The 18,866-nt window shown below is 61.7% G+C and carries 15 protein-coding genes; 3 read left to right on the top strand and 12 right to left on the bottom strand.

Annotation, left to right across the window (positions count from 1 at the left end; translation table 11 throughout):
• Nucleotides 1-17: 17 nt before the first annotated feature.
• From mmsB to chvE, 3 genes are all read right to left on the bottom strand, one after another.
• Nucleotides 18-1,199 (bottom strand): multiple monosaccharide ABC transporter permease, encoded by a 1,182-nt coding sequence (mmsB, locus tag CIK76_RS00360; RefSeq protein ID WP_096282748.1) that lies wholly within the window; start codon nucleotides 1,197-1,199, stop codon nucleotides 18-20.
• Complete coding sequence (gene mmsA / locus CIK76_RS00365) at nucleotides 1,196-2,734, bottom strand: multiple monosaccharide ABC transporter ATP-binding protein (protein ID WP_096282750.1); 1,539 nt, start codon at nucleotides 2,732-2,734, stop codon at nucleotides 1,196-1,198. The genes mmsB and mmsA overlap by 4 nt, the downstream gene beginning before the upstream one ends.
• A 93-nt stretch (nucleotides 2,735-2,827) precedes the next feature.
• Nucleotides 2,828-3,994, bottom strand: coding sequence for a multiple monosaccharide ABC transporter substrate-binding protein (gene chvE, locus CIK76_RS00370; RefSeq protein WP_096282752.1), 1,167 nt, complete (start codon nucleotides 3,992-3,994; stop codon nucleotides 2,828-2,830).
• A gap of 386 nt (nucleotides 3,995-4,380) precedes the next feature.
• On the opposite strand from chvE, the gene CIK76_RS00375 reads away from it, so the two are divergent.
• On the top strand, nucleotides 4,381-5,775 hold the full coding sequence (locus CIK76_RS00375; protein ID WP_096282753.1) for a TIGR01777 family oxidoreductase: 1,395 nt from the start codon (nucleotides 4,381-4,383) through the stop codon (nucleotides 5,773-5,775).
• Nucleotides 5,776-5,827: 52 nt separating this feature from the next.
• Here the strand turns inward: CIK76_RS00375 and araA are convergent, their stop codons facing one another.
• The 9 genes from araA to CIK76_RS00420 all read right to left on the bottom strand — a co-directional run bounded on the left by araA (nucleotide 5,828) and on the right by CIK76_RS00420 (nucleotide 16,792).
• Entirely contained in the window at nucleotides 5,828-7,339 is a 1,512-nt protein-coding gene (gene araA / locus CIK76_RS00380; RefSeq protein ID WP_096282755.1) for an L-arabinose isomerase, read from the bottom strand.
• Nucleotides 7,340-7,380: 41 nt separating this feature from the next.
• Nucleotides 7,381-8,097, bottom strand: a complete 717-nt coding sequence (locus tag CIK76_RS00385) for an L-ribulose-5-phosphate 4-epimerase (protein ID WP_096282757.1) — start codon at nucleotides 8,095-8,097, stop codon at nucleotides 7,381-7,383.
• Nucleotides 8,098-8,129: 32 nt separating this feature from the next.
• Nucleotides 8,130-9,743, bottom strand: coding sequence for an FGGY-family carbohydrate kinase (locus CIK76_RS00390; protein ID WP_096282759.1), 1,614 nt, complete (start codon nucleotides 9,741-9,743; stop codon nucleotides 8,130-8,132).
• 174 nt (nucleotides 9,744-9,917) lie between these two features.
• Complete coding sequence (locus CIK76_RS00395; protein ID WP_255248288.1) at nucleotides 9,918-10,970, bottom strand: LacI family DNA-binding transcriptional regulator; 1,053 nt, start codon at nucleotides 10,968-10,970, stop codon at nucleotides 9,918-9,920.
• A 337-nt stretch (nucleotides 10,971-11,307) separates the two neighbouring features.
• Nucleotides 11,308-12,201 carry an ATP-binding cassette domain-containing protein gene (locus tag CIK76_RS00400; protein WP_096282994.1) on the bottom strand — a complete coding sequence of 298 codons (894 nt, stop codon included), beginning with the start codon at nucleotides 12,199-12,201 and terminating at the stop codon, nucleotides 11,308-11,310.
• A gap of 18 nt (nucleotides 12,202-12,219) precedes the next feature.
• On the bottom strand, nucleotides 12,220-13,284 hold the full coding sequence (locus CIK76_RS00405) for an ABC transporter permease (RefSeq protein WP_096282761.1): 1,065 nt from the start codon (nucleotides 13,282-13,284) through the stop codon (nucleotides 12,220-12,222).
• Nucleotides 13,285-13,358: 74 nt separating this feature from the next.
• Nucleotides 13,359-14,354: a substrate-binding domain-containing protein gene (locus CIK76_RS00410; RefSeq protein ID WP_096282763.1), complete on the bottom strand. Its 996-nt coding sequence runs from the start codon at nucleotides 14,352-14,354 to the stop codon at nucleotides 13,359-13,361.
• 210 nt (nucleotides 14,355-14,564) lie between these two features.
• Nucleotides 14,565-15,578 (bottom strand): LacI family DNA-binding transcriptional regulator, encoded by a 1,014-nt coding sequence (locus tag CIK76_RS00415; protein WP_096282764.1) that lies wholly within the window; start codon nucleotides 15,576-15,578, stop codon nucleotides 14,565-14,567.
• A gap of 5 nt (nucleotides 15,579-15,583) precedes the next feature.
• On the bottom strand, nucleotides 15,584-16,792 hold the full coding sequence (locus CIK76_RS00420) for a Gfo/Idh/MocA family oxidoreductase (protein ID WP_096282995.1): 1,209 nt from the start codon (nucleotides 16,790-16,792) through the stop codon (nucleotides 15,584-15,586).
• Between the two features lie 360 nt (nucleotides 16,793-17,152).
• Here CIK76_RS00420 and CIK76_RS00425 point away from each other — a divergent pair, with 360 nt between their 5' ends.
• Both CIK76_RS00425 and iolB read left to right on the top strand, forming a co-directional pair.
• Nucleotides 17,153-17,893, top strand: a complete 741-nt coding sequence (locus tag CIK76_RS00425; RefSeq protein WP_096282766.1) for a GntR family transcriptional regulator — start codon at nucleotides 17,153-17,155, stop codon at nucleotides 17,891-17,893.
• A 32-nt stretch (nucleotides 17,894-17,925) separates the two neighbouring features.
• Nucleotides 17,926-18,828 carry a 5-deoxy-glucuronate isomerase gene (iolB, locus tag CIK76_RS00430; protein ID WP_096282768.1) on the top strand — a complete coding sequence of 301 codons (903 nt, stop codon included), beginning with the start codon at nucleotides 17,926-17,928 and terminating at the stop codon, nucleotides 18,826-18,828.
• Nucleotides 18,829-18,866: the final 38 nt, after the last annotated feature.

An 18,866-nucleotide genomic window follows, 5' to 3' on the forward strand; every position in this document is an offset into this window, starting at 1 on the left:
CTGGCGCTAATCAAATGCTAGTTGCCCGCACCTGCGCGGCGCTTGTTGTAGATGTCGAAGGCGACTGCCAGAAGCAGCACGACGCCCTTGACGATCTGCTGGGTGGAAGCTCCCACGCCCATCAGCTGCATGCCGTTGGACAGCACTGCCATGACCAGGCCACCGACGATAGCGCCGGTAACGCGTCCGACACCGCCGGTGGTCGAGGCGCCGCCGATGAAGCAGGCCGCGATGGCGTCGAGCTCGAACATGTTACCCGCACCTGGCTGGGCGCCGTTGGAACGCGAGGAGAAGACCACTCCGGCCACGCCGGAGAGCAGGCCCATGTTGATGAAGATCCACATGTTGATGCGCTTCACGTTCACGCCTGAGAGCTTGGCTGCCGACAGGTTGCCGCCGATGGCGTAGACGTGGCGGCCGAAAACGGTCTTGGTGGTCAGCACGTGGTAGCCCAGGATCAGGGCAGCCAGGATGATCAGCACGATCGGCATGCCGCGGCTGGTGGCGATCTGCCAGAAGAACCAGAGGATGATGATGCCCGAGATGATGTTCTTGGCCAGGAACATGGCCATGGATTCAACGCTCTGGCCGTACTTGGCGCGTCCAGCGCGGTTGCGCCACTGCGAAACGAACAGTCCGGCCACGGCGATCACGCCGATGATCACGGTGAACAGGTCGAATCCGTTGCCGCCCAGCAGCCCGTTGAGGAAGCCGCCGGCGATCTGGCCGTATTCGCCGGGGAACGGCGAGAGCGAAACGTTGCTCAGCACTTCGTAGGTCAGGCCGCGGAAGAGCAGCATGCCGGCCAGGGTCACGATGAACGCGGGAATGCCCACGTACGCCACCCAGAAGCCCTGCCACAGGCCGCACAGGGCGCCCACGGCGATGCCGGCGAGCATTCCGACCCACCAGGGCAGATCCCCCTTGATGACAATGACCGCGGAGACCGCACCGGTCAGCGCCACGAGGGAGCCGACCGACAGGTCGATGTGCCCGGCGACGATCACCAGGATCATGCCCAGGGCGAGGATCAGAACGTAGGAGTACTGCAAGATGATGTTGGTGATGTTGATCGGGCTGAGCAGCAGCCCGTTGGTCAGGATGGTGAACAGCACCACGATGAGCACGAAGGCAATGTAAATGCCCGAGGTGCGCAGGTTCTTGGTGAAGATATCCTTCAGCTCGCTTGTGATGGTCATCGGGTGCTTTCCTTCTCGATGGTCATGAGTTCCATGAGGCGTTCCTGGGTGGCTTCGCTGCTGGGCAGCTGGCCGGTCATTCGGCCGTAGGCCAGGGTGTAGATGCGGTCGCAGATGCCCAAGAGCTCTGGCAGTTCGGAGGAGATCACCAGGACGGCCTTGCCGGCAGCCGCCAGCTCGTTGATGATGGTGTAGATCTCGTATTTGGCGCCGACGTCGATGCCGCGGGTGGGCTCGTCGAGGATCAGCAGCTCGGGTGCGGTGTGCAGCCATTTGCCCAGCACGACCTTCTGCTGGTTGCCGCCCGAGAGGTTCCCGACCTTCGCCATCACGTTCGGGGTCTTGATGCGCATGGACTTGCGGTAGTGCTCGGCAATCTGGATCTCCTTGTTGCCGTCCACGAAGCCCTTGGAAGAGATCTTGTCCAGGCCGGCCGCGGTGGTGTTCACGCGGATGTCCTCGATCAGGTTCAGCCCGAACTTCTTGCGGTCCTCGGAAACGTAGGCGATGCCGGCCTTGATGGCCTTGCCCACGGTGGAGGTGTCCACCGGCTTGCCGTCCATCTTGACCGTGCCGGTGATGTTCCGGCCATAGCTGTGGCCGAAGATGCTCATCGCCAATTCGGTGCGCCCGGCGCCCATCAGTCCTGCAATGCCGACGATTTCGCCGGCGCGGACCTCCAGGTTGGCGCCTTCCACCACGGTGCGGTCCTGCTGGACCGGGTGCTGGACCGACCAGTCCTGGACCTCGAAGACCACGTCGCCGATCTGCGGTACGCGTTCCGGGTAGCGGGAGGACAGTTCGCGGCCCACCATGCCGCGGATGATGCGGTTCTGGTTGGACCCGGGATCGGCCATGTCCAGCGCCTCGATGGACTGGCCATCGCGGATGATCGTGGTGGTGTTGGCAATGTCCTCGATCTCGCCGAGCTTGTGCGAAATGATGATCGAGGTGATGCCCTGTTCGCGCAGTCCGCGCAGCAGGTTCAGCAGGTGCTCGGAGTCGTCGTCATTCAGCGCGGCGGTCGGTTCGTCCAGGATCAGCAGCTTGACGTTCTTGCTCAGCGCCTTGGCGATTTCCACCAGCTGCTGCTTGCCCACGCCCAGCTGGCCTACCGGGGTGACCGGCAGTTCGTCCAGGCCCACGCGGGCCAGCAGGTCCGCGGCGCGGTGGTTGGTCTCGTTCCAGTCGATGAAGCCGCCGCGCGCGGTTTCGTTGCCGAGGAAGATGTTCTCGGCCACCGACAGGTACGGCACCAGCGCCAGCTCCTGGTGGATGATCACGATGCCCTGGGCTTCGGAGTCCTTGATGTTCGAGGCCTTGAGCTCTTCGCCTTCGAAAATGATCTGGCCCTCGTAGCTGCCGTGCGGGTAGACCCCGGAGAGCACCTTCATGAGGGTGGATTTTCCGGCGCCGTTCTCTCCGCAGATAGCGTGGATTTCGCCCTTGCTAACCGAAAGGTTGACGCCGTCCAGCGCCTTGACTCCGGGAAAAGTCTTGGTGATGTCCTGCATGTGCAGGATCGTGGTGTCCATAGTGCAGACGTCCTTGGTGTGTGCTGTGATCGGTGCATCCGGTGGGCGGGAGGGCGGCTTGCCCTCCCGCCCACCGGATTGCGGCCTGGGAGACTACTTGGTCTGGCCGGCCTTGACTTCCTCGGCCGTGTAGTACTCGGAGTCGACCAGCAGGGAGGTGATGTTGTCCTTGACGACGATGTCCGAATCCAGCAGGTAGGAAGGAACAACCTTCTTGCCGTTGTCGTAGGTTTCGGTGTCATTGGCTTCCGGCTCGCCGCCGCCTGCGTAGGACTTCACTGCCTCGACAGCCTGGGTAGCCAGCTTGCGGGTGTCCTTGAAGATGGTTGCGTACTGCACGCCATCGTCGATCAGCTTCACCGAAGCGATTTCTGCATCCTGGCCCGAGATGATCGGCAGGCCGGCCTCGATGGTCTTGCCGTAGCCGGCGTTGGACAGTGCGGTGATGATGCCGCGGGAGATGCCGTCGAATGGCGAGAGGATGCCGTCGATCTTGGTCTTGCCGCCCTGGTAGTGGGCGGTAATCAGGTCTTCCATGCGCGACTGGGCTTCTTCCTGGCTCCAGCGCAGGGTAGCTGCCTGCTCGATCTTGGTCTGCCCGGACTTGACCGTCAGGGTGCCGTCATCCAGGTAGGGCTTGAGGGTATCCATGGCGCCCTTCCAGAAGAAGTGCGCGTTGTTGTCGTCGATCGAACCGGCGAAGAGCTCGACGTTGAACTTGCCCTCCTTGCTGGTGCGCTTGCCTTCCTCATCGGCCAGGCCCATGCCGGTCAGCAGCGAGGTTGCCTGCTGGACGCCGACGTTGTAGTTGTCGAAGGTGACGTAGAAGTCGACGTTCTCGGTGCCGTTGATCAAGCGGTCGTAGGAGATGATCGGGATGTCCTGGTCCGCTGCGGCCTGCAGCTGGGTGGACAGCGCGGTGCCGTCGATGGAAGCGACCACGAGGATGTCTGCACCCTTGGTGATCATCTGGTCGATCTGCTGCTGCTGGGTCGGGATGTCATCGTTGGCGAACTGCATGAAGACCTCGTAGCCGGCTTCTTCAAGCTGCGACTTCACGGCCTCACCGTCGGCGATCCAACGCTCGGAGGTTTCGGTTGGCATTGCGACGCCTACCTGGATGTCCTCCGGGGCCGTGCTTTCGCCTTCGGCACCCGCGCCACCGCCGGCACCGCTGCCGCCACATGCTGCCAGTGCGCCAACGAGCGCGAGGGATCCAAACGTGGCTACCGCTCGACGAGCCCAGTTATTCCGTGCCATCTTTTCCTCCTGCGTATTCCGATTCATCCCGGCAGTGCGACCGGGCTCACACCATGTTAGCGCTAACAACGTGAGTTGCGCCACCCCAGATGATAACAATTTGATATTAACCGGACAAGACAGCCTAGAGGTTCCAGCATGTTGACGTGGATCATGAGCGAATGACCGCCTAACTGCCCCCGGGTGCAGTGCGGCCAAGGGGCTTGCCGAAGCGCCTTCAGCGTGTGTAATGGCAGGCTCGGAACACCCAAGGAACGACAAGGTAAAGCTACTACGGCCATGCTTGTCACGGCAGCCCTCGCAGTTAGCCCTGCGAGAATGGCCTTTGCAAGCCCGTCGACGCGCAGTGCGCGTGGCGGCAGGGATCCCGGACATAGTATTGGGCCATGACTACACAAAGGTCCAGCGTTCTTCCGGCACCCCCGGACGAGGTATCCGCCTGGTTTGCCCGGCCGGGCGCGATTCGCCGGCTGCTGCCGCCCTGGCTTCCGCTCAAGGTCATCGAAGAAGCCGGCTCCTTGCGTGGGGGAACCGCGGCACTGGGGCTGCCTGGCGGCCTGCGCTGGTACGCCCAGCACAAGCCCTCCGACTACCTCGAGAATCGGCGGTTCGTCGACGAGCTGCAGGCTCGCGGCGTGCGGGCGGCCCCCACGCGCGTGGCTCATTGGCGTCATGAACACCTCACCGAGCCCGCGGGATCCGGGCACACCACCGTCACCGACCGCGTCAGCTCCAATCTGCCCGCAACGCAGATCGAACGGATGCTGGACTACCGCCACCGCCAGCTCGCCGCCGATTTCGCCGCCCATGAGCGGGCGTCCGAGGCCGGACTGGAACCGTTGACCATCGCGGTCACCGGAAGCAATGGCATGGTCGGCACCGCGTTATGCGCCTTCTTGTCCACCGGCGGGCACCGAGTCATCAAGCTGGTGCGCCGCGCGCCGCAATCCACGGACGAACGACGTTGGGATCCGCTGGCTCCGGAGCACGACCTGCTAGACGATTGCGACGCGGTCATCCACCTCGCCGGAACAAGCATCTTCGGCAGGTTCAGCGACTCGCACCGGCAGGCGATCGAGGCAAGCCGCATCGAACCCACCCGGGCTCTGGCTGAGCTGGCGGATCGCTCCGGCGTCTCCCGATTCATCAGCGCCTCGGCCATCGGCATCTACGGTGCCTCGGCCGGAGCCGCCCCGATTGATGAGCAGTCGCCTCCTGAAGTAGGGGGCGCGGACTTCTTATCCGGCGTGGTCCAACGCTGGGAGCAAGCAACCGGGCAAGGCGAGACGAGCATGCGCCGGGTGCAGATCCGCACCGGCGTGGTGCTCAGCCCTTCGGGTGGCATGCTCGCGGTGCTGCGCCCGATCTTCGCCGCCGGCTTGGGTGGCCGCTTGGGCACGGGAGAACAGCGCCTGTCCTGGGTTGGCCTCGACGATCTCATTGATATCTACCATCGGGCTTTGTGGGACACGCAGCTGAGCGGCCCGGTGAACGCGGTGTCCCCTCACCCGGTCAGCAACGCCGAATTCACCAGCGCCTTGGCCAAGGCACTGCGCCGCCCGGCCATCATTCCGGTGCCTGCAGCCGCCCCGAAACTGCTGCTGGGAACCCAAGGCGCCAAGCTATTGGCCATGGCAGATCAACAGGTGGTCCCGCAGAAGCTGCTGGATGCCGCGCACCACTTCCGCTTCGCACAAATCGAGCAAACTCTGGCCCACTGCTTGGGTTCACCGACCCGGGGAGACCGAGCCGAGGCAAACTCGCTTCCGCCCAAGCCTTAATAGGCATTGGCCAGCACCCGGTGGTGCTGGCCAACCTAAGGTCCCTGTGCGCCTACAGGCCTTGAGCCAAGCGGTAGTACGCCTGGTTCAGCCGCACCTGTTCGGCAAAGCCGCGGCGCGTGGTGCTCTCGTCGATCACCAGCAGCTCGGTGCCGGCGATTTCGGCGAAGACCTCGAAGGCCTCGATTCCGGCGGCCGTGGACATGACCGTATGGTGGGCTCCGCCGGCGGTCAGCCAGGACTCCGCCGAGGTGGAGAAGTCAGGTCGCGGCTGCCACACGGCACGCGCCACCGGAAGGTTCGGCAGTTCCTGCGGCGGGGTCACCACGTCAACCACGTTTGCGGTCAAGCGGAAACGCTCGCGCATATCGGCCATCGAAACCACCACGGCGCCGGTGGTAGCCGCGGCGTTGAACACCATGCGCACCGGGTCCTCGCGTCCCCCAATGCCCAGCGGATGGATTTCGATACGCGGCTTGTCGGTGGTCAGCGACGGGCAGACCTCGAGCATGTGGGCGCCGAGGATCAGCTCCTTGCCCGGGGTCAGGTCATAGGTGTAGTCCTCCATCAGCGAAGCGCCACCGGGCAGCCCGGCGCCCATCACCTTCGCGGCACGCACCAGCACCGCGGTCTTCCAGTCGCCTTCGGCGCCGAAGCCGTAGCCCTTGCCCATCAGCCGCTGGACCGCGAGGCCCGGCAGCTGCTTGAGCCCGCCAAGGTCCTCGAAATTGGTGGTGAAAGCCCAAGCGCCCAGCGCACGCAGGAACGACTCGATGGCCAATTCCTGGCGTGCGGCGTAGCGCAGCGACTCGTGGCGGACTCCGCCGGCGCGCAGCTCCGCGGCGACATCGTATTCACGCTCGTATTCGACTACCAGCGCGTCCACATCGCCCTCGGCAACCGCTTCTACGGCTTCGACCAAGTCGTTGACCGCCCAGGTGTTGACCGAGACGCCAAACCGCAGTTCGGCCTCGGTTTTGTCCCCTTCGGTGACCGCGACGTTGCGCATATTGTCTCCGAAGCGGACCAGCTTCATCGACTGGGTGGCATTCCAGCCGGCGGCACCGCGAACCCAGGTGCCCACGCGTCCGGCAACCGCCGGATTGGAAACGTGGCCGACCACGGTAGTGCGGGTGGCCCCGATCCGGGTGGCCAGATAGGCGTATTCACGGTCGCCGTGGGCGGCCTGGTTCAGGTTCATGAAGTCGAAGTCGATGGTGTCCCACGGCAGCTCGACATTCGCCTGGGTGTGCAGGTGCAGCAGCGGCTTGGCCAGTGCCTTCAAACCCGAGATCCACATCTTGGCCGGGCTGAACGTGTGCATCCAGGTGATTACGCCCAGCACGTTGTCATTCGAGTTTGCATCCAGCATGGCCCGGCGGATCGATTCCGCGTCCTTGAGCACCGGCTTCCAGATGACCTTCGCCGGGACCTGCTCGGATCCGTCCAGGGCCTCGGCGACCTCGCGCGATTGCTCGGCGACCTGTCGCAGGGTTTCGTCGCCATACAGGTCCTGGCTTCCGGTGAAGAACCAGATTTCCTTGGATTCATATGCCTTGCTCATGGTGTCCTTTCGGATTGAAGTTTTTGGCCGCCAGCGAGCGGCTATTGTCCGTAAACGTTTTGGTAGCGCGCGTAGAGCGCGTCAATATCTTCGCCTCGCATCGGCAGTGGATCGCCGAGCTGGCGGGCAATATGGACCGTGCGGGCGACTTCCTCGCACATCACCGCGGCCTTGACCGCCGCTCGGGCGTCCTTGCCGATGGTGAAGGGGCCATGGTTTTGCATCAGCACGGCCGGACTGCGCGATTCGCTCAACGTTTGGACGATGCCGCGGCCGATGGAATCATCGCCAATGATCGCGAACGGGCCCACCGGGACTGGCCCACCGAACTCGTCGGCCATCATGGTCAGCACGCAGGGGATTTCCTCGCCGCGCGCGGCCCAGGCGGTGGCGTAGGTCGAGTGGGTGTGCACCACTCCCCCAACGTGGGGCATGTGCTGGTAGGTGTAGGCATGCGCCGCGGTATCCGAGGACGGAGCGCGCGTACCCTCCAACAGCTCTCCGTCCAACGTGCAGACCACCATGGATTCGGCCGTCAGCTCGTCGTAGGAGACTCCCGAGGGTTTGATCACGAACAGGTCCGCGCTGCCGTCGGGCACCTCCGGGTTCCGCACGCGCTGCGAGACATTGCCGGCGGTCCAGACGACCAGCTCATAACGAGGCAGTTCTCCATGCAGGGCCGCGACGACCTCACGGACTCGGGCAACTTCTTGACGCATGGTGTTCGGGTAGCTGGCTAAAGTTTGAGCGTGGCTCATCGGTTTCTCCTAAGTGCCGGGATGAAGGTGTTTTAGATGGCCTTGATGGCCGCGCGTTCGATGTCCAGACCGGCCTGATAGGCGCGCAGGTATTGTGCGTATCCGGCCACGTCCTGCTGCTGCGGGGCCAGCTCCTGCAATTCGGCGTTCGCGAAAACCTGCGAATTCAGGTACTCCGCGAGGCTGGCTGCCGAGTTCGTCGCGACGCGGTGCCGGTAGGCTGCCAACACCGCAATTCCCCAGGCACCGCCATGTTCCGCGGTGCTGCCTACCGATACCGGGACATTAAGCGCCGCCGCCAGGAGCCGCTGCGCTGCCTGCGCGGTCCGGAAGATGCCGCCATGGGCGAACAGCTTATGGATTTTCACGCCCTCGCCGGCGAGGATTTCCATGCCCAAGCTCAGCGTGGCGAATACCGAATACACCTGAGTGCGCATCAGATTCGCGAGGTTAAACGTTGAATCCGGGGTGCGTACCAGCAGTGGGCGCCCCTCGGGCAGCCCGGTCACCGGTTCTCCAGACAGGTAGTTGTAGGCGAGCAGTCCACCGCCGTCCGCTGCACCGTCCAGTGCCGCGGCAAGCAGCGTCTGGTAGACCTGATTCGTGGAGGCTTCATGTCCTAGCCCCTGGGCAAACTGGCCGAAAAGCGCGGCCCAGCTGGCTAGTTCACTGGCACCGTTATTGCAGTGCACCATGGCCACCGGATCTCCGGTGGGAGTGGTGACGATGTCAATTTCGGGGTGCACTTCACGCAGCGGGGCATCGAGGACAACCATCGCAAAGATGGAGGTTCCCACCGAGACGTTCGCGGTGCGTTGCGCTACGGAGTTGGTAGCAACCATTCCGGTGCCTGCGTCCCCTTCCGGCGGGCAGCAGATCGCTCCCGGCTGCAGCTGCCCGGTGGGGTCAAGCAAAAGTGCTCCGGCCTCAGTCAGGCTGCCGGCCTCGGTTCCAGCGGCAAGGACCTCCGGCAAGAGCTGCTCCAGCGAACCTGCAGCTCCCAATGGCTTCGCCAACCGGTCAAAAGTCTCTATAAAAGCCTTGTCGTAACCGAGGTCGGCGCTGTCCAGTGGGAACATTCCCGAGGCGTCACCAGCACCGAGCACCCGGCGCCCGGTGAGCTGATGATGGATGAACCCGGCCAGGGTATTCAAGCTTGAGACCGCGCCTACGTGTTCTTCGTGATCCAGCAGCGCCTGATAGTAGTGCGCAACCGACCAACGCAGTGGGATGTTGTAGCCAAAGGCCTCGCTGAGCTGATTGGAGGCCTGTTCGGTCGAGGTATTGCGCCAGGTGCGGAAGGGAACTAGCAGTTCATCGGATTTATCAAAGGCGAGGTAGCCGTGCATCATCGCCGAGACGCCAATGGCCGCAAAGGCAGTGGGGCGCACTCCATATTGGTGCTGGGTATCAACCAGCAGATCCGCAAAGCAGCTCTGCAGACCCGCAATCATTGCTTCGCGGGAATAGGTCCAGCGTCGATCCACGAACTGGTTTTCCCACCCGTGGTTGCCGGTGGCGAGTTGCTCGTGGTTGGGACCGATGAGACTAGCCTTGATATTCGTTGAACCAAATTCGATCCCCAGAACTGCCTGCCCCGAACCAATCACCTCGGGCGCGGACAAACCTGCTTGCTGGCCAGTCATGGATTCTCCGTCCTCGCACCCGCACGGCAGGTGGCTATCGTCGCGTCGCCGCACCGCTGTTCTTCGGAAGAAGAGATCACAGGGTTCGGTCGGAACATTTACATTATGTTAGCGCTAACAAAATGCGATGCGCAACACATGACGAAGATTAGCTACCTGTCGATTGGGCTGAACTCAGTTTCGCGGTGGTGGGGCGGTACTGGCTCGGACGACCATGGTGGGCGCGATCATGCGCGGCTCCTGCAGCCCTCGTTCGCCACCGAGCAGCTCGGTTAGCGCGGCGCGACCCACGTCGGCAAAGGGCTGGCGCACCGTGGTGAGCTTCGGGATGTAGAACTCGGCGATCTGCAGGTCATCAAAGCCAACCACCGATACGTCCTCCGGCACGCTCAGGCCGGCCTCCCAGAACGCCCGCAGCAGCCCGATGGCCAAATAGTCGTTGGAGGCAAAGACGGCGGTTATTTCCCCGGCCTTCACCCGAGGTGCGAGGCTGACCCCCGCGGCATAACCGCTGGGGGCCAGCCAGGATTCCGCCGGGAACTCCACCGCGTCATAGCCTGCTGCGGCCATGGCTTCACGCCAACCGATATTCCGCTCCGTGGCATCAAACCAACCGGATGGGCCTGAAACATGGACGATCTTTCGGTGCCCCAAGGAGAGCAAATGCTCCGTCGCCTGTCGAGCGCCGTCGCGCTGATCGACATAAACGTAGTGCACCGGATCCCCCGCCGGAACATCGGTCCGTGCGGCTACCACCACCACCGGCACTTTCAGCTTCAGGTCGTCAATCGCGGCGGTGACCTTGTCATGCGGGGCGACCACCACCACGCCGTCCACGCTCTGGTCGGTGAGGTGGTTCAGGGCCGTGACCGCACCGCCAAAGTCATAACTATCCATGGAGGTCATGGTGACAAAATATCCCTGTGCGCGAGCAGCGGCTTCCACCGCGAGCACGGTGGACTGCGGCCCAAAGAATTCGCTGCCGATGGTCAGGATGCCGATGGTGCGCGTCTGCGCCGTGGCCAGGGCGCGCGCGGCAAGGTTGCGCCGATAACCGAGCTCCTTGATGGCCTCCAGCACTCGCACTCGCGTGCCTTCGCGGACATTTGGGTGATCATTCAATACGCGCGACACGGTTTGGTGGGAGACCCCGGCGACGGCTGCCACGTCCGCCATCGAGGGCGGTCGATCCGATGCGTTGCCATCTTCAGGCTTGAATGTATTCACATCCGCCATTATTGCAAACACTAACCCGCGGGCCGGAGCAGCCTCTCTGAACTCGGATCGACTGGAGCATCGAAATTTATATTCTACGATAGGAATATATGTTCCGTGAAGGAATCAGACCTAGGTTTCATCTGGTTCAATGCTTCATTCTCGCAACTCGAGCATCTTCAGTTTCTTGACTCGTAATGGTTGAGACATTTAGTCAAATATGCCTTTCCCGGTCCCCCTGTACAGAACCAGAAGTACTCGAGGCACGCATTAAAAGGCGTCGGCAAGAGCACAAGGTGGTGGCCACTTCAAGACCGAAGTGGCCACCACCTTGGCAATTGGCTCGCAACTATCGAGCAACCTGAGGTCCAGCACCTGCCTCGGCTTCGGCCAACTCCTCGTCGTGGCCACCGAGCTGTTCCAGCTCATGTGCCAGCTCGGCCAGTTCAGCACCGCCGGCCATCTGGGCGGTCAACTCTTCCACGGTAATTTCCGATTTGGAATAGTAGCCAATAGCGCGGCCACGCTTGAGCAGCAGGAATGAGTCGCCGACCGGATAGGCGTGGTGCGGGTTATGCGTAATGAAGATGACCCCCAGCCCGCGGTCCCTGGCCTGGAGAATGTAGCGCAGCACCACACCAGACTGCTTAACACCCAGAGCAGCCGTGGGCTCGTCCAAGATCAGCACCTTCGCACCGAAATACACGGCTCTGGCGATGGCCACGCACTGTCGTTCGCCACCGGAAAGCTGCCCGATGGGCTGTTCCACATCACGCAGATCGATACCCATATCGGCCAGTTCCTGCTTGGTGATCTGCTTCATCCGCTGCACATCAAGCTTTTTGAAGGGACCTACGCCGGTAGTCAGTTCCGAGCCAAGGAAGAAGTTGCGCCAGATGGGCATCAGCGGGACGACCGCCAAATCCTGATATACCGCGGCGATCCCAGCATCCAAGGCGACTCGCGGGCTCTTGAGCTTGATGGCTGACCCGTGAAGCGTGAACTCGCCCTCATCATGCTGGTGCAGACCGGCGATGATCTTGATCAACGTGGACTTGCCCGCACCATTATCGCCCAGTACGCAGGTGACCCTTCCCGGATCGACTTCCATGTCAACACCGCGCAACGCGATAATGCTTCCGTAGTGCTTGCCTACACCTTTGAGCGTGAGCAGGTTGTCATTGGTCTTGGGTTCGAGCTTCTGCAGCAGCTCTTCGGCCTTCTTGTTCTTTCGAGTTTTCATGTTCATGTCCTTGGCTTCCTATTTACTGGATTCCGCGCGCTTCTTCACGACGATGTTCACAACCGTGGCCAGCAGCAGCATCAAGCCCAGGAAGAACTTGAACCAGTCCGGGTTCCACTCTGCGTACACAATGCCCTTGTTTGCCATGCCGAATATGAATGCCCCGATGGCCCCGCCAATGGCTGATCCGTAACCACCTGTGAGCAGGCAGCCGCCGATCACCGCAGCAATGATGTAGAGGAATTCATTGCCGATGCCTTCGCCTGACTGCACGGAGTCGAAGGCGAACAGGTTGTGCATGCCCAGTACCCAGCCACAGAATCCGACGGCCATGAAAAGCCCGATTTTGGTGCGGACCACGGGGACGCCGACGGCGCGGGCGGCTTTCTCGTCCCCGCCAATGGCGAAGATCCAGTTGCCAATCTTTGTTTGCAGCAAGACCCACGAAGCGATGATCACCAAGGCTAGCCAAATGAACACGGTGATCTTGACGTCGATCCCACCGATATTCACCGAAGAGGCGAAAACCGCCTTGGCGCTCTGGAATCCTTCCATGTCTGCAATGGATGGCGAGGACACCGATCCGCCAATGGCGCGCGTCAGGCCCAGATTCAGGCCCGTGAGCATCAAGAAACTGGCCAGCGTCACGATGAAGGATGGCAGTTTGGTCTTGATCAGGATGATTCCATTGATGAACCCGATCAGCAGTGAGACGACCAGAGCCAGGGCGATGCCGACCCAGACGTTGAGCCCGAAGTACCAGCTGATCAACGACGCGCTGAGTGCCGAGGAAATCACTGCCACACCTGTGGACAGGTCGAACTCGCCACCGATCATCAGCAAGGACACTCCAACGGCCATAATGCCGATGGTTGAAGCGCCGTAGAGGACGGTGGCCAAGGACGCGGGACTCAAGAAGACCGGTGCAACGATGGCGAAGAAGATGAACAGGGCGACGGCGCCCACGAGGGCACCGATCTCCGGACGTCCCAGGAGAATTGACAGCGTGCTTTTCTTGCCAACGCGTTCGTCTTGGGTGAGGGATGGTTTCTTATGCGTGGGTGAGGCTGTTGTTGAAGACATGAGTTTTCCTCCATGTCCTGGCTGCGCGCCGGCTCGCCGCTACCGGCAGGCTCGGCGCGCACCGAGGATCGTTGCTAGCGGACGCCTTCTTCGGCGAAACTGGTGATCTTTTCGGCCACGGTCTTGTCAACGATGGCCGGGCCGGTCAGAGTCGCCTGTCCACCGCCGATCGTGAAGCCACCGCGGTGGTTCTGCCACAGCGCATCAACTGCCATGTAGCCCTGCAACCATGGCTGCTGGTCAACGGTGAACAGCACGTTGCCCTTGGTGATTTCTTGGACTAGTTGCGAGTTCATGTCGAAGGAGGCTACCTCGACCTTTGAGTTGGCCGTAGCCTTGGCTTTGATCAGCGTCATGGTAAATGGCGCGCCCAGCCCGATGATTGCATCGGCTTGCTTGTCCGCTTGGAGCTTGGCAGTTGCTGTTGACTCGACCTGGGTCATGTCAGTGCCCTGCACGTAGAGGATTTCGGTGCCTGGGACAACTTTCTTCACGCCGGCGCAGCGGGCTTCAAGGCCAACGTGCCCCTGTTCCTGGATGACGCATATCGGCTTCTTGATGCCCGAATCCTTCAGCTTTTCGCCGGCGGCCTGGCCTGCGAGCTGCTCATTGGACCCGAAGTGGGCGAACGCGCCCATGTCCTTAAACCGGTCTTCGCCGGCGTTCAGGCTGACGATGGGAATTCCTGCGTCCGTGGCCTTTTTCAGCGCTCCGGCCATGGCGTCCGGCTTAGCCAGGGTTACGGCAATGCCGTCCACTCCCTGGTCAATGGCCTGCTCAATCAGCTGGGATTGGCGCCCGCCATCGGGGTCGCTCAAGTACTGCAGGTCAACGTTGTCCTTGGCCGCAGCTTCTTCGGCACCCTTGCGGATGATGTCCCAGAAGGTATCCCCCGGAGCCGCATGGGTGATCACTGCGACTTTGATGCGATCGGTGGCCGCAACAGCCCCACCGCCCGCACTGCTTTCCGGTTCTGGTGCACGCCCGCCCGTTGATGAGCAAGCCGCCAATCCCAGGGCTGGAATGATGGCGAGTGTGATTGCGAGTTTGCGCCAAGTTGGCTTTCCCATATTCGTTTTCCCCTTCAGGGCTACGTCGACGCACCCCGATAGTCCCCTGGAGCGGGCCGCCTTAGCAAGATTTCCGTGACTTGAATCACAAGATGTCTAAAGTCTGCGCGACAAAAAGCGATCCGTCAAGACTTTGTAAAGACATGAGGATGTGAAGACGAGAACTTTGCGACCTTCAACAGGCGAAGCCAGGTGCTGCTTCCTCCTGGTTCAACGGCGCGGAAGGGATGAAGAACGCACGATAAGCCGTGGCGGAATCATCAATTGACGTGCAAATTTTCCGTCCGGATTCCGCATCAACTGGAGAAGCAGCCGCACGCTGCTGCGACCGAGGTCTTGCGAATCCGAGTCGACGCTGGTCAACGAGATTCTCCCCAGCGACGATAGAGAAATATTGTCGTAGCCAGTCACCGCCGCAGACAAGCCAGCCTCATCAAGAGCCTGCAGCGCGCCAAATGCGGAAAGATCATTGAAACAGGCCAGCGCTTCAGGCCGTGCCCCCGAGGCCAGCAACCGCACCACGGCTTCATAGCCGGCCTGAACCGTTGGTCCGGCTTCCACCACCTGCACTTGCTGGCGCAACCCATGGCGCAGCATCGCCCGATGATAGGCAGCTTCGCGCACCGCCGAAACCGGCCCAGCGCCACCGGCGATATGGGTGATCCGCTCATTCCCGCAGTGAACCAAGTGGTCAATCACCAAGCCAAAGCCCTGCTCATCATCTACTGAAACCGCAGCAGTATTTGATTGCGCCTGACGCCCGCTGCCCACAAATACCGCGGGAGTCTCACCCAACGCGGCTTCGAAGCTGGCTGCATCATCGGCTGATCCAACGACGAGGATTCCACTGACCCGCAAATCGCGCAGGGCCTGCAATTCCGCGGGGCCAACACCCAGACCATCGTGGATCGCGGCCGCACTGAACAGCACGTCACACCCCACTGCTTGCAACTGTTCGCGAACCACTTCCGCGACGGTCAGAACCCAGGGATTATGCAGTTCCCCTAGGACGACACCAATGGCATGCCGGTTCGCGGCAACCAGCGAGCGAGCCGCCAGGTTGGGCTGATAGCCCAACTCGCGGATGGAGTCCTCGACCAGCGAACGCCGCAGCGAACTGACCCTGCTCGGATCCGAGAGCACCAGGGACACCAATGATTTGGAGACCCCGGCCCGCTTGGCGACGTCTCGGATCGTGGGGCGGCGGCGCGGCGAGTCAGGCATGGCGGTCAGTATTGCACATTCGCAGCGCGCACCGACTCATCCAGCGCCTGCCATGTGCCGCTTGCGGCAGATGCTTCGGCCGCTTCCACCAGTGCGGCCGCGGCCACCGCATCGGCGATGGTGGAGTTCGCTTTCTCGCCACCGCAGACAGCCAGCAGGAACTTCTTAGCCTCGATGGTCTTGAGGTCATCAAAGCCCATCGCATTCCCCGGGCCAGGCTGGAACCGGGAGTATTCGCCATGTTTTGGCGAGCCAATGACCGTCGTGAATCCCTGTTCGTCATTGTCTCGACCGAGCACGACCTCCAGTTCATTCAAGCGTTCAAAATCCCACTTGACCGAACCTTCCGTGCCGTAGACTTCGAGTCGATAGCCGCACTGCGGACCCACGGCCACTCGGGATGCCTCAATAGTTCCGATGGCGCGGCCCGCCACGCCTTCTGGGCTGAAACGCAGCAACGCGGCGGCGTAGTCCTCATTCTCGACTTCACCTTGCTCACCGCCTTCGATCAGGTCGAAGTGCGTGCCCTGGCCCATGGACAGTTTCGGCCGGGATGGGATCATGACGTTGGTTGATGCGGAAATGCTCCGGATGGGGCCGACAACATGGCTGCATAGATCTGCTGCATGGCTGAACAGGTCAGCGAGCACGCCGCTGCCGGCAAGTTCCCGGTTGAAGCGCCACGACAGAGCCGCACGGGGGTCTGCCGCATATCCGGCAAGGAAGCTGGCGCGGACATTGGTGATGGATCCCAACCGGCCCTCGCGCACCAGCTGGCGCGCTCGTTCTATAGCTGGCGCATGGCGGTAGTTGAAGCCGATGGAGGTGACTACGCCGTTGCGGATGGCGGCTTGCTCGATAGCCTGCGTTTCGGCCAGGCTTCGACCAGCGGGCTTTTCGATCCAGAAGTGCTTACCGGCCCCAGCTGCGGCGATCGCCATTTCGGCGTGCAGGAAGTTCGGTGCGCAAATCGAGACGACATCCACTTCGGGATCTGCGAGCACCTGGTGGTAGTCCAGCGTTCCGCGTTCAAAGCCCAGCGTCGAGATCGCGAAGTCGACTCGTGACTGCTCGGTATCCGCGGCTGCGACCAGCCTTGGCTTGATTCCCAACTCTGGATAGACATAGGGCACTGAGCTGTAGGCGCGAGCGTGCAGCTTGCCCATCCAACCCACCGAGATCAGCCCCACGCCGATGCTGCGCTGTTCGTTCATGATTTTCTCCTGTCTGTGGCGCTTCACGCCGTGATTCCCTGCGGCCGCCGCGGCTTGTTCCAAGTCTTGGACCGTTCCAAAAACCATATGTTCCGCTCGAAGCCTTGGGCAATGAAATTCGGCAGAATTTTTGTCAGGACAATTGGACAAGCGAACTTTATTGTCCAAATCCCCTTGTCGCGATCGCATTTCAGGTCCAAAGCAACGCTTGGCCAAGCGTTTGGCCTTCATCACCGCGCAGCGAAAAAGCCATGGATCGCGAAGATATCCAGCCAAGAGATGCCCAAATCATGAACTTTCATATAGAGTTTGTCCTGTCAAAGCGACATATCCAGACAAGGTCGCCGGCAAGGAGCAACTGTGAGCACACCCCTGAGCATCAAGATCGACCGATCTTCACCGATTCCCCTCTACCACCAGGTAGCGCAAGGCATCGAGGGCGCGATCCGCGACGGTTCGCTGGCCTCGGGCACTCGACTGGAAAATGAGATCGAGCTCGCCCAGCGACTGCGGCTTTCACGCCCCACCATTCGCAAGGCCATGGACGACCTCGTCCAGTCCGGCCTTCTGGTGCGCAAGCGCGGTGTGGGAACGCAGGTTGTTTCCAGCCAGATCCGGCGGCACCTTGAACTATCCAGCCTGAATGATGACCTTGAGCGCGCCGGAAAGAAGCCTTCTACCAGCTTGCTCAGCTTTGAACATATTCCAGCTCCAACGGAGATCCAGGAACTTCTCTCACTGCCCAAGGATGTTTCCGTTTACCACTTCACCCGGCTGCGTTCTGCCAGCGGAAGCCCACTGGCACTGATGGAGAACTGGGTTCGCGACGACATTGTTGAGCTGGATGAAAAGTCCCTGCAAGCACATGGCCTGTACGAGCTTCTGCGTGAAGCAGGGGTCAACTTCCGGCTGGCCCAGCAGCGCATCGGGGCGACCACCGCCGACGATATCCAAGCCAAGGCCTTGGACACGGCGGCAGGTTCGGCCCTGGTGACCATGCAGCGCACTGCCGTGGATGACACCGGGCGCAACGTGGAGACCGGTGCCCACGTATATCGCGCTGATGCCTACAGCTTTGAAATGACCTTGGTGCAACGCTAGGCACCTGGCACCGCCGTCGAAAGGAATGACTGATGACCGATTGGATTTACCCTGCAGGTTCCGCCGCCAACGGAGACTGGAGCATCTCGCTCGGCGCCCATGACTCGACCGCTTCCATCGAGGGCTGGGCCCACACCGGGCTCAAGGTAGCCGAGCTGGCTCCCGGTCAAACAGTCGAACTGGCGGCCACCGCCGAAGAACGCATTGTCGTCCCGCTCAGCGGCGCATCATTCAACGTCGCTATCGCAGGCGAAGAATATGTTCTCAGCGGTCGCGAATCAGTCTTTGCCGGACCAGCCGATGTCCTCTACACCGGAGTCAACACAGCGCTGTCCATCAGCTCAGCCGAGGGGGGCCGGGTCGCCGTGGCACTGGCCCCGGCCAAGCAGTCCTACCCAACCCGCCTGATCAAGGCAGAAGAGATTCCGGTGGAGCTGCGCGGAGCAGGAAACTGCTCCCGCCAAGTCCATAACTTCGGCACCCCGGCCGCACTGGAAGCAGACCGTTTCATCGTCTGCGAAGTCATTACTCCGGCGGGCAACTGGTCTTCCTATCCACCGCATAAGCATGATCAGGAGAAGGAAGGCGAGACCAGCCTCGAGGAAATCTATTACTTCGAGACGCAACTAGCCCAGGGCATGCCCGCCGAAGCGGCCACCGATCCCATCGGCTATGCGCGCGTTTATGCCTCGGATGAACGCCCCATTGACGTTAATGCCGAAGTCCGCACCGGGGACGTTGTCTTGGTCCCCTACGGCTGGCATGGTCCAGCCATGGCGGGACCGGGTTATGACCTTTACTATCTGAACGTCATGGCCGGCCCGGGACGCGTGCGCGATTGGCTGATCAGCGATGATCCCCACCATGGCTGGATCCGCCAGACTTGGGATTCGCAGAGCATGGATCCGCGATTGCCCTTCGGAGCCGGCGCGTAGCCACCCGGGTTGCAAAGCCCAGCGGCGGCAGCANNTGC

The organism is Glutamicibacter sp. BW80, from assembly GCF_002332385.1.
GTDB lineage: Bacteria > Actinomycetota > Actinomycetes > Actinomycetales > Micrococcaceae > Glutamicibacter.

Coding starts and splice junctions, on each gene's coding strand:
- CIK76_RS00410 (WP_096282763.1), bottom strand. CDS start 14,354: ATGGGAAAGCCAACTTGGCGCAAACTCGCAATCACACTCGCCATCATT.
- CIK76_RS00385 (WP_096282757.1), bottom strand. CDS start 8,097: ATGAGCCACGCTCAAACTTTAGCCAGCTACCCGAACACCATGCGTCAA.
- mmsA (WP_096282750.1), bottom strand. CDS start 2,734: ATGGACACCACGATCCTGCACATGCAGGACATCACCAAGACTTTTCCC.
- chvE (WP_096282752.1), bottom strand. CDS start 3,994: ATGGCACGGAATAACTGGGCTCGTCGAGCGGTAGCCACGTTTGGATCC.
- CIK76_RS00415 (WP_096282764.1), bottom strand. CDS start 15,578: ATGCCTGACTCGCCGCGCCGCCGCCCCACGATCCGAGACGTCGCCAAG.
- CIK76_RS00375 (WP_096282753.1), top strand. CDS start 4,381: ATGACTACACAAAGGTCCAGCGTTCTTCCGGCACCCCCGGACGAGGTA.
- CIK76_RS00400 (WP_096282994.1), bottom strand. CDS start 12,201: ATGAAAACTCGAAAGAACAAGAAGGCCGAAGAGCTGCTGCAGAAGCTC.
- mmsB (WP_096282748.1), bottom strand. CDS start 1,199: ATGACCATCACAAGCGAGCTGAAGGATATCTTCACCAAGAACCTGCGC.
- araA (WP_096282755.1), bottom strand. CDS start 7,339: ATGAGCAAGGCATATGAATCCAAGGAAATCTGGTTCTTCACCGGAAGC.
- iolB (WP_096282768.1), top strand. CDS start 17,926: ATGACCGATTGGATTTACCCTGCAGGTTCCGCCGCCAACGGAGACTGG.
- CIK76_RS00405 (WP_096282761.1), bottom strand. CDS start 13,284: ATGTCTTCAACAACAGCCTCACCCACGCATAAGAAACCATCCCTCACC.
- CIK76_RS00390 (WP_096282759.1), bottom strand. CDS start 9,743: ATGACTGGCCAGCAAGCAGGTTTGTCCGCGCCCGAGGTGATTGGTTCG.
- CIK76_RS00420 (WP_096282995.1), bottom strand. CDS start 16,792: ATGAACGAACAGCGCAGCATCGGCGTGGGGCTGATCTCGGTGGGTTGG.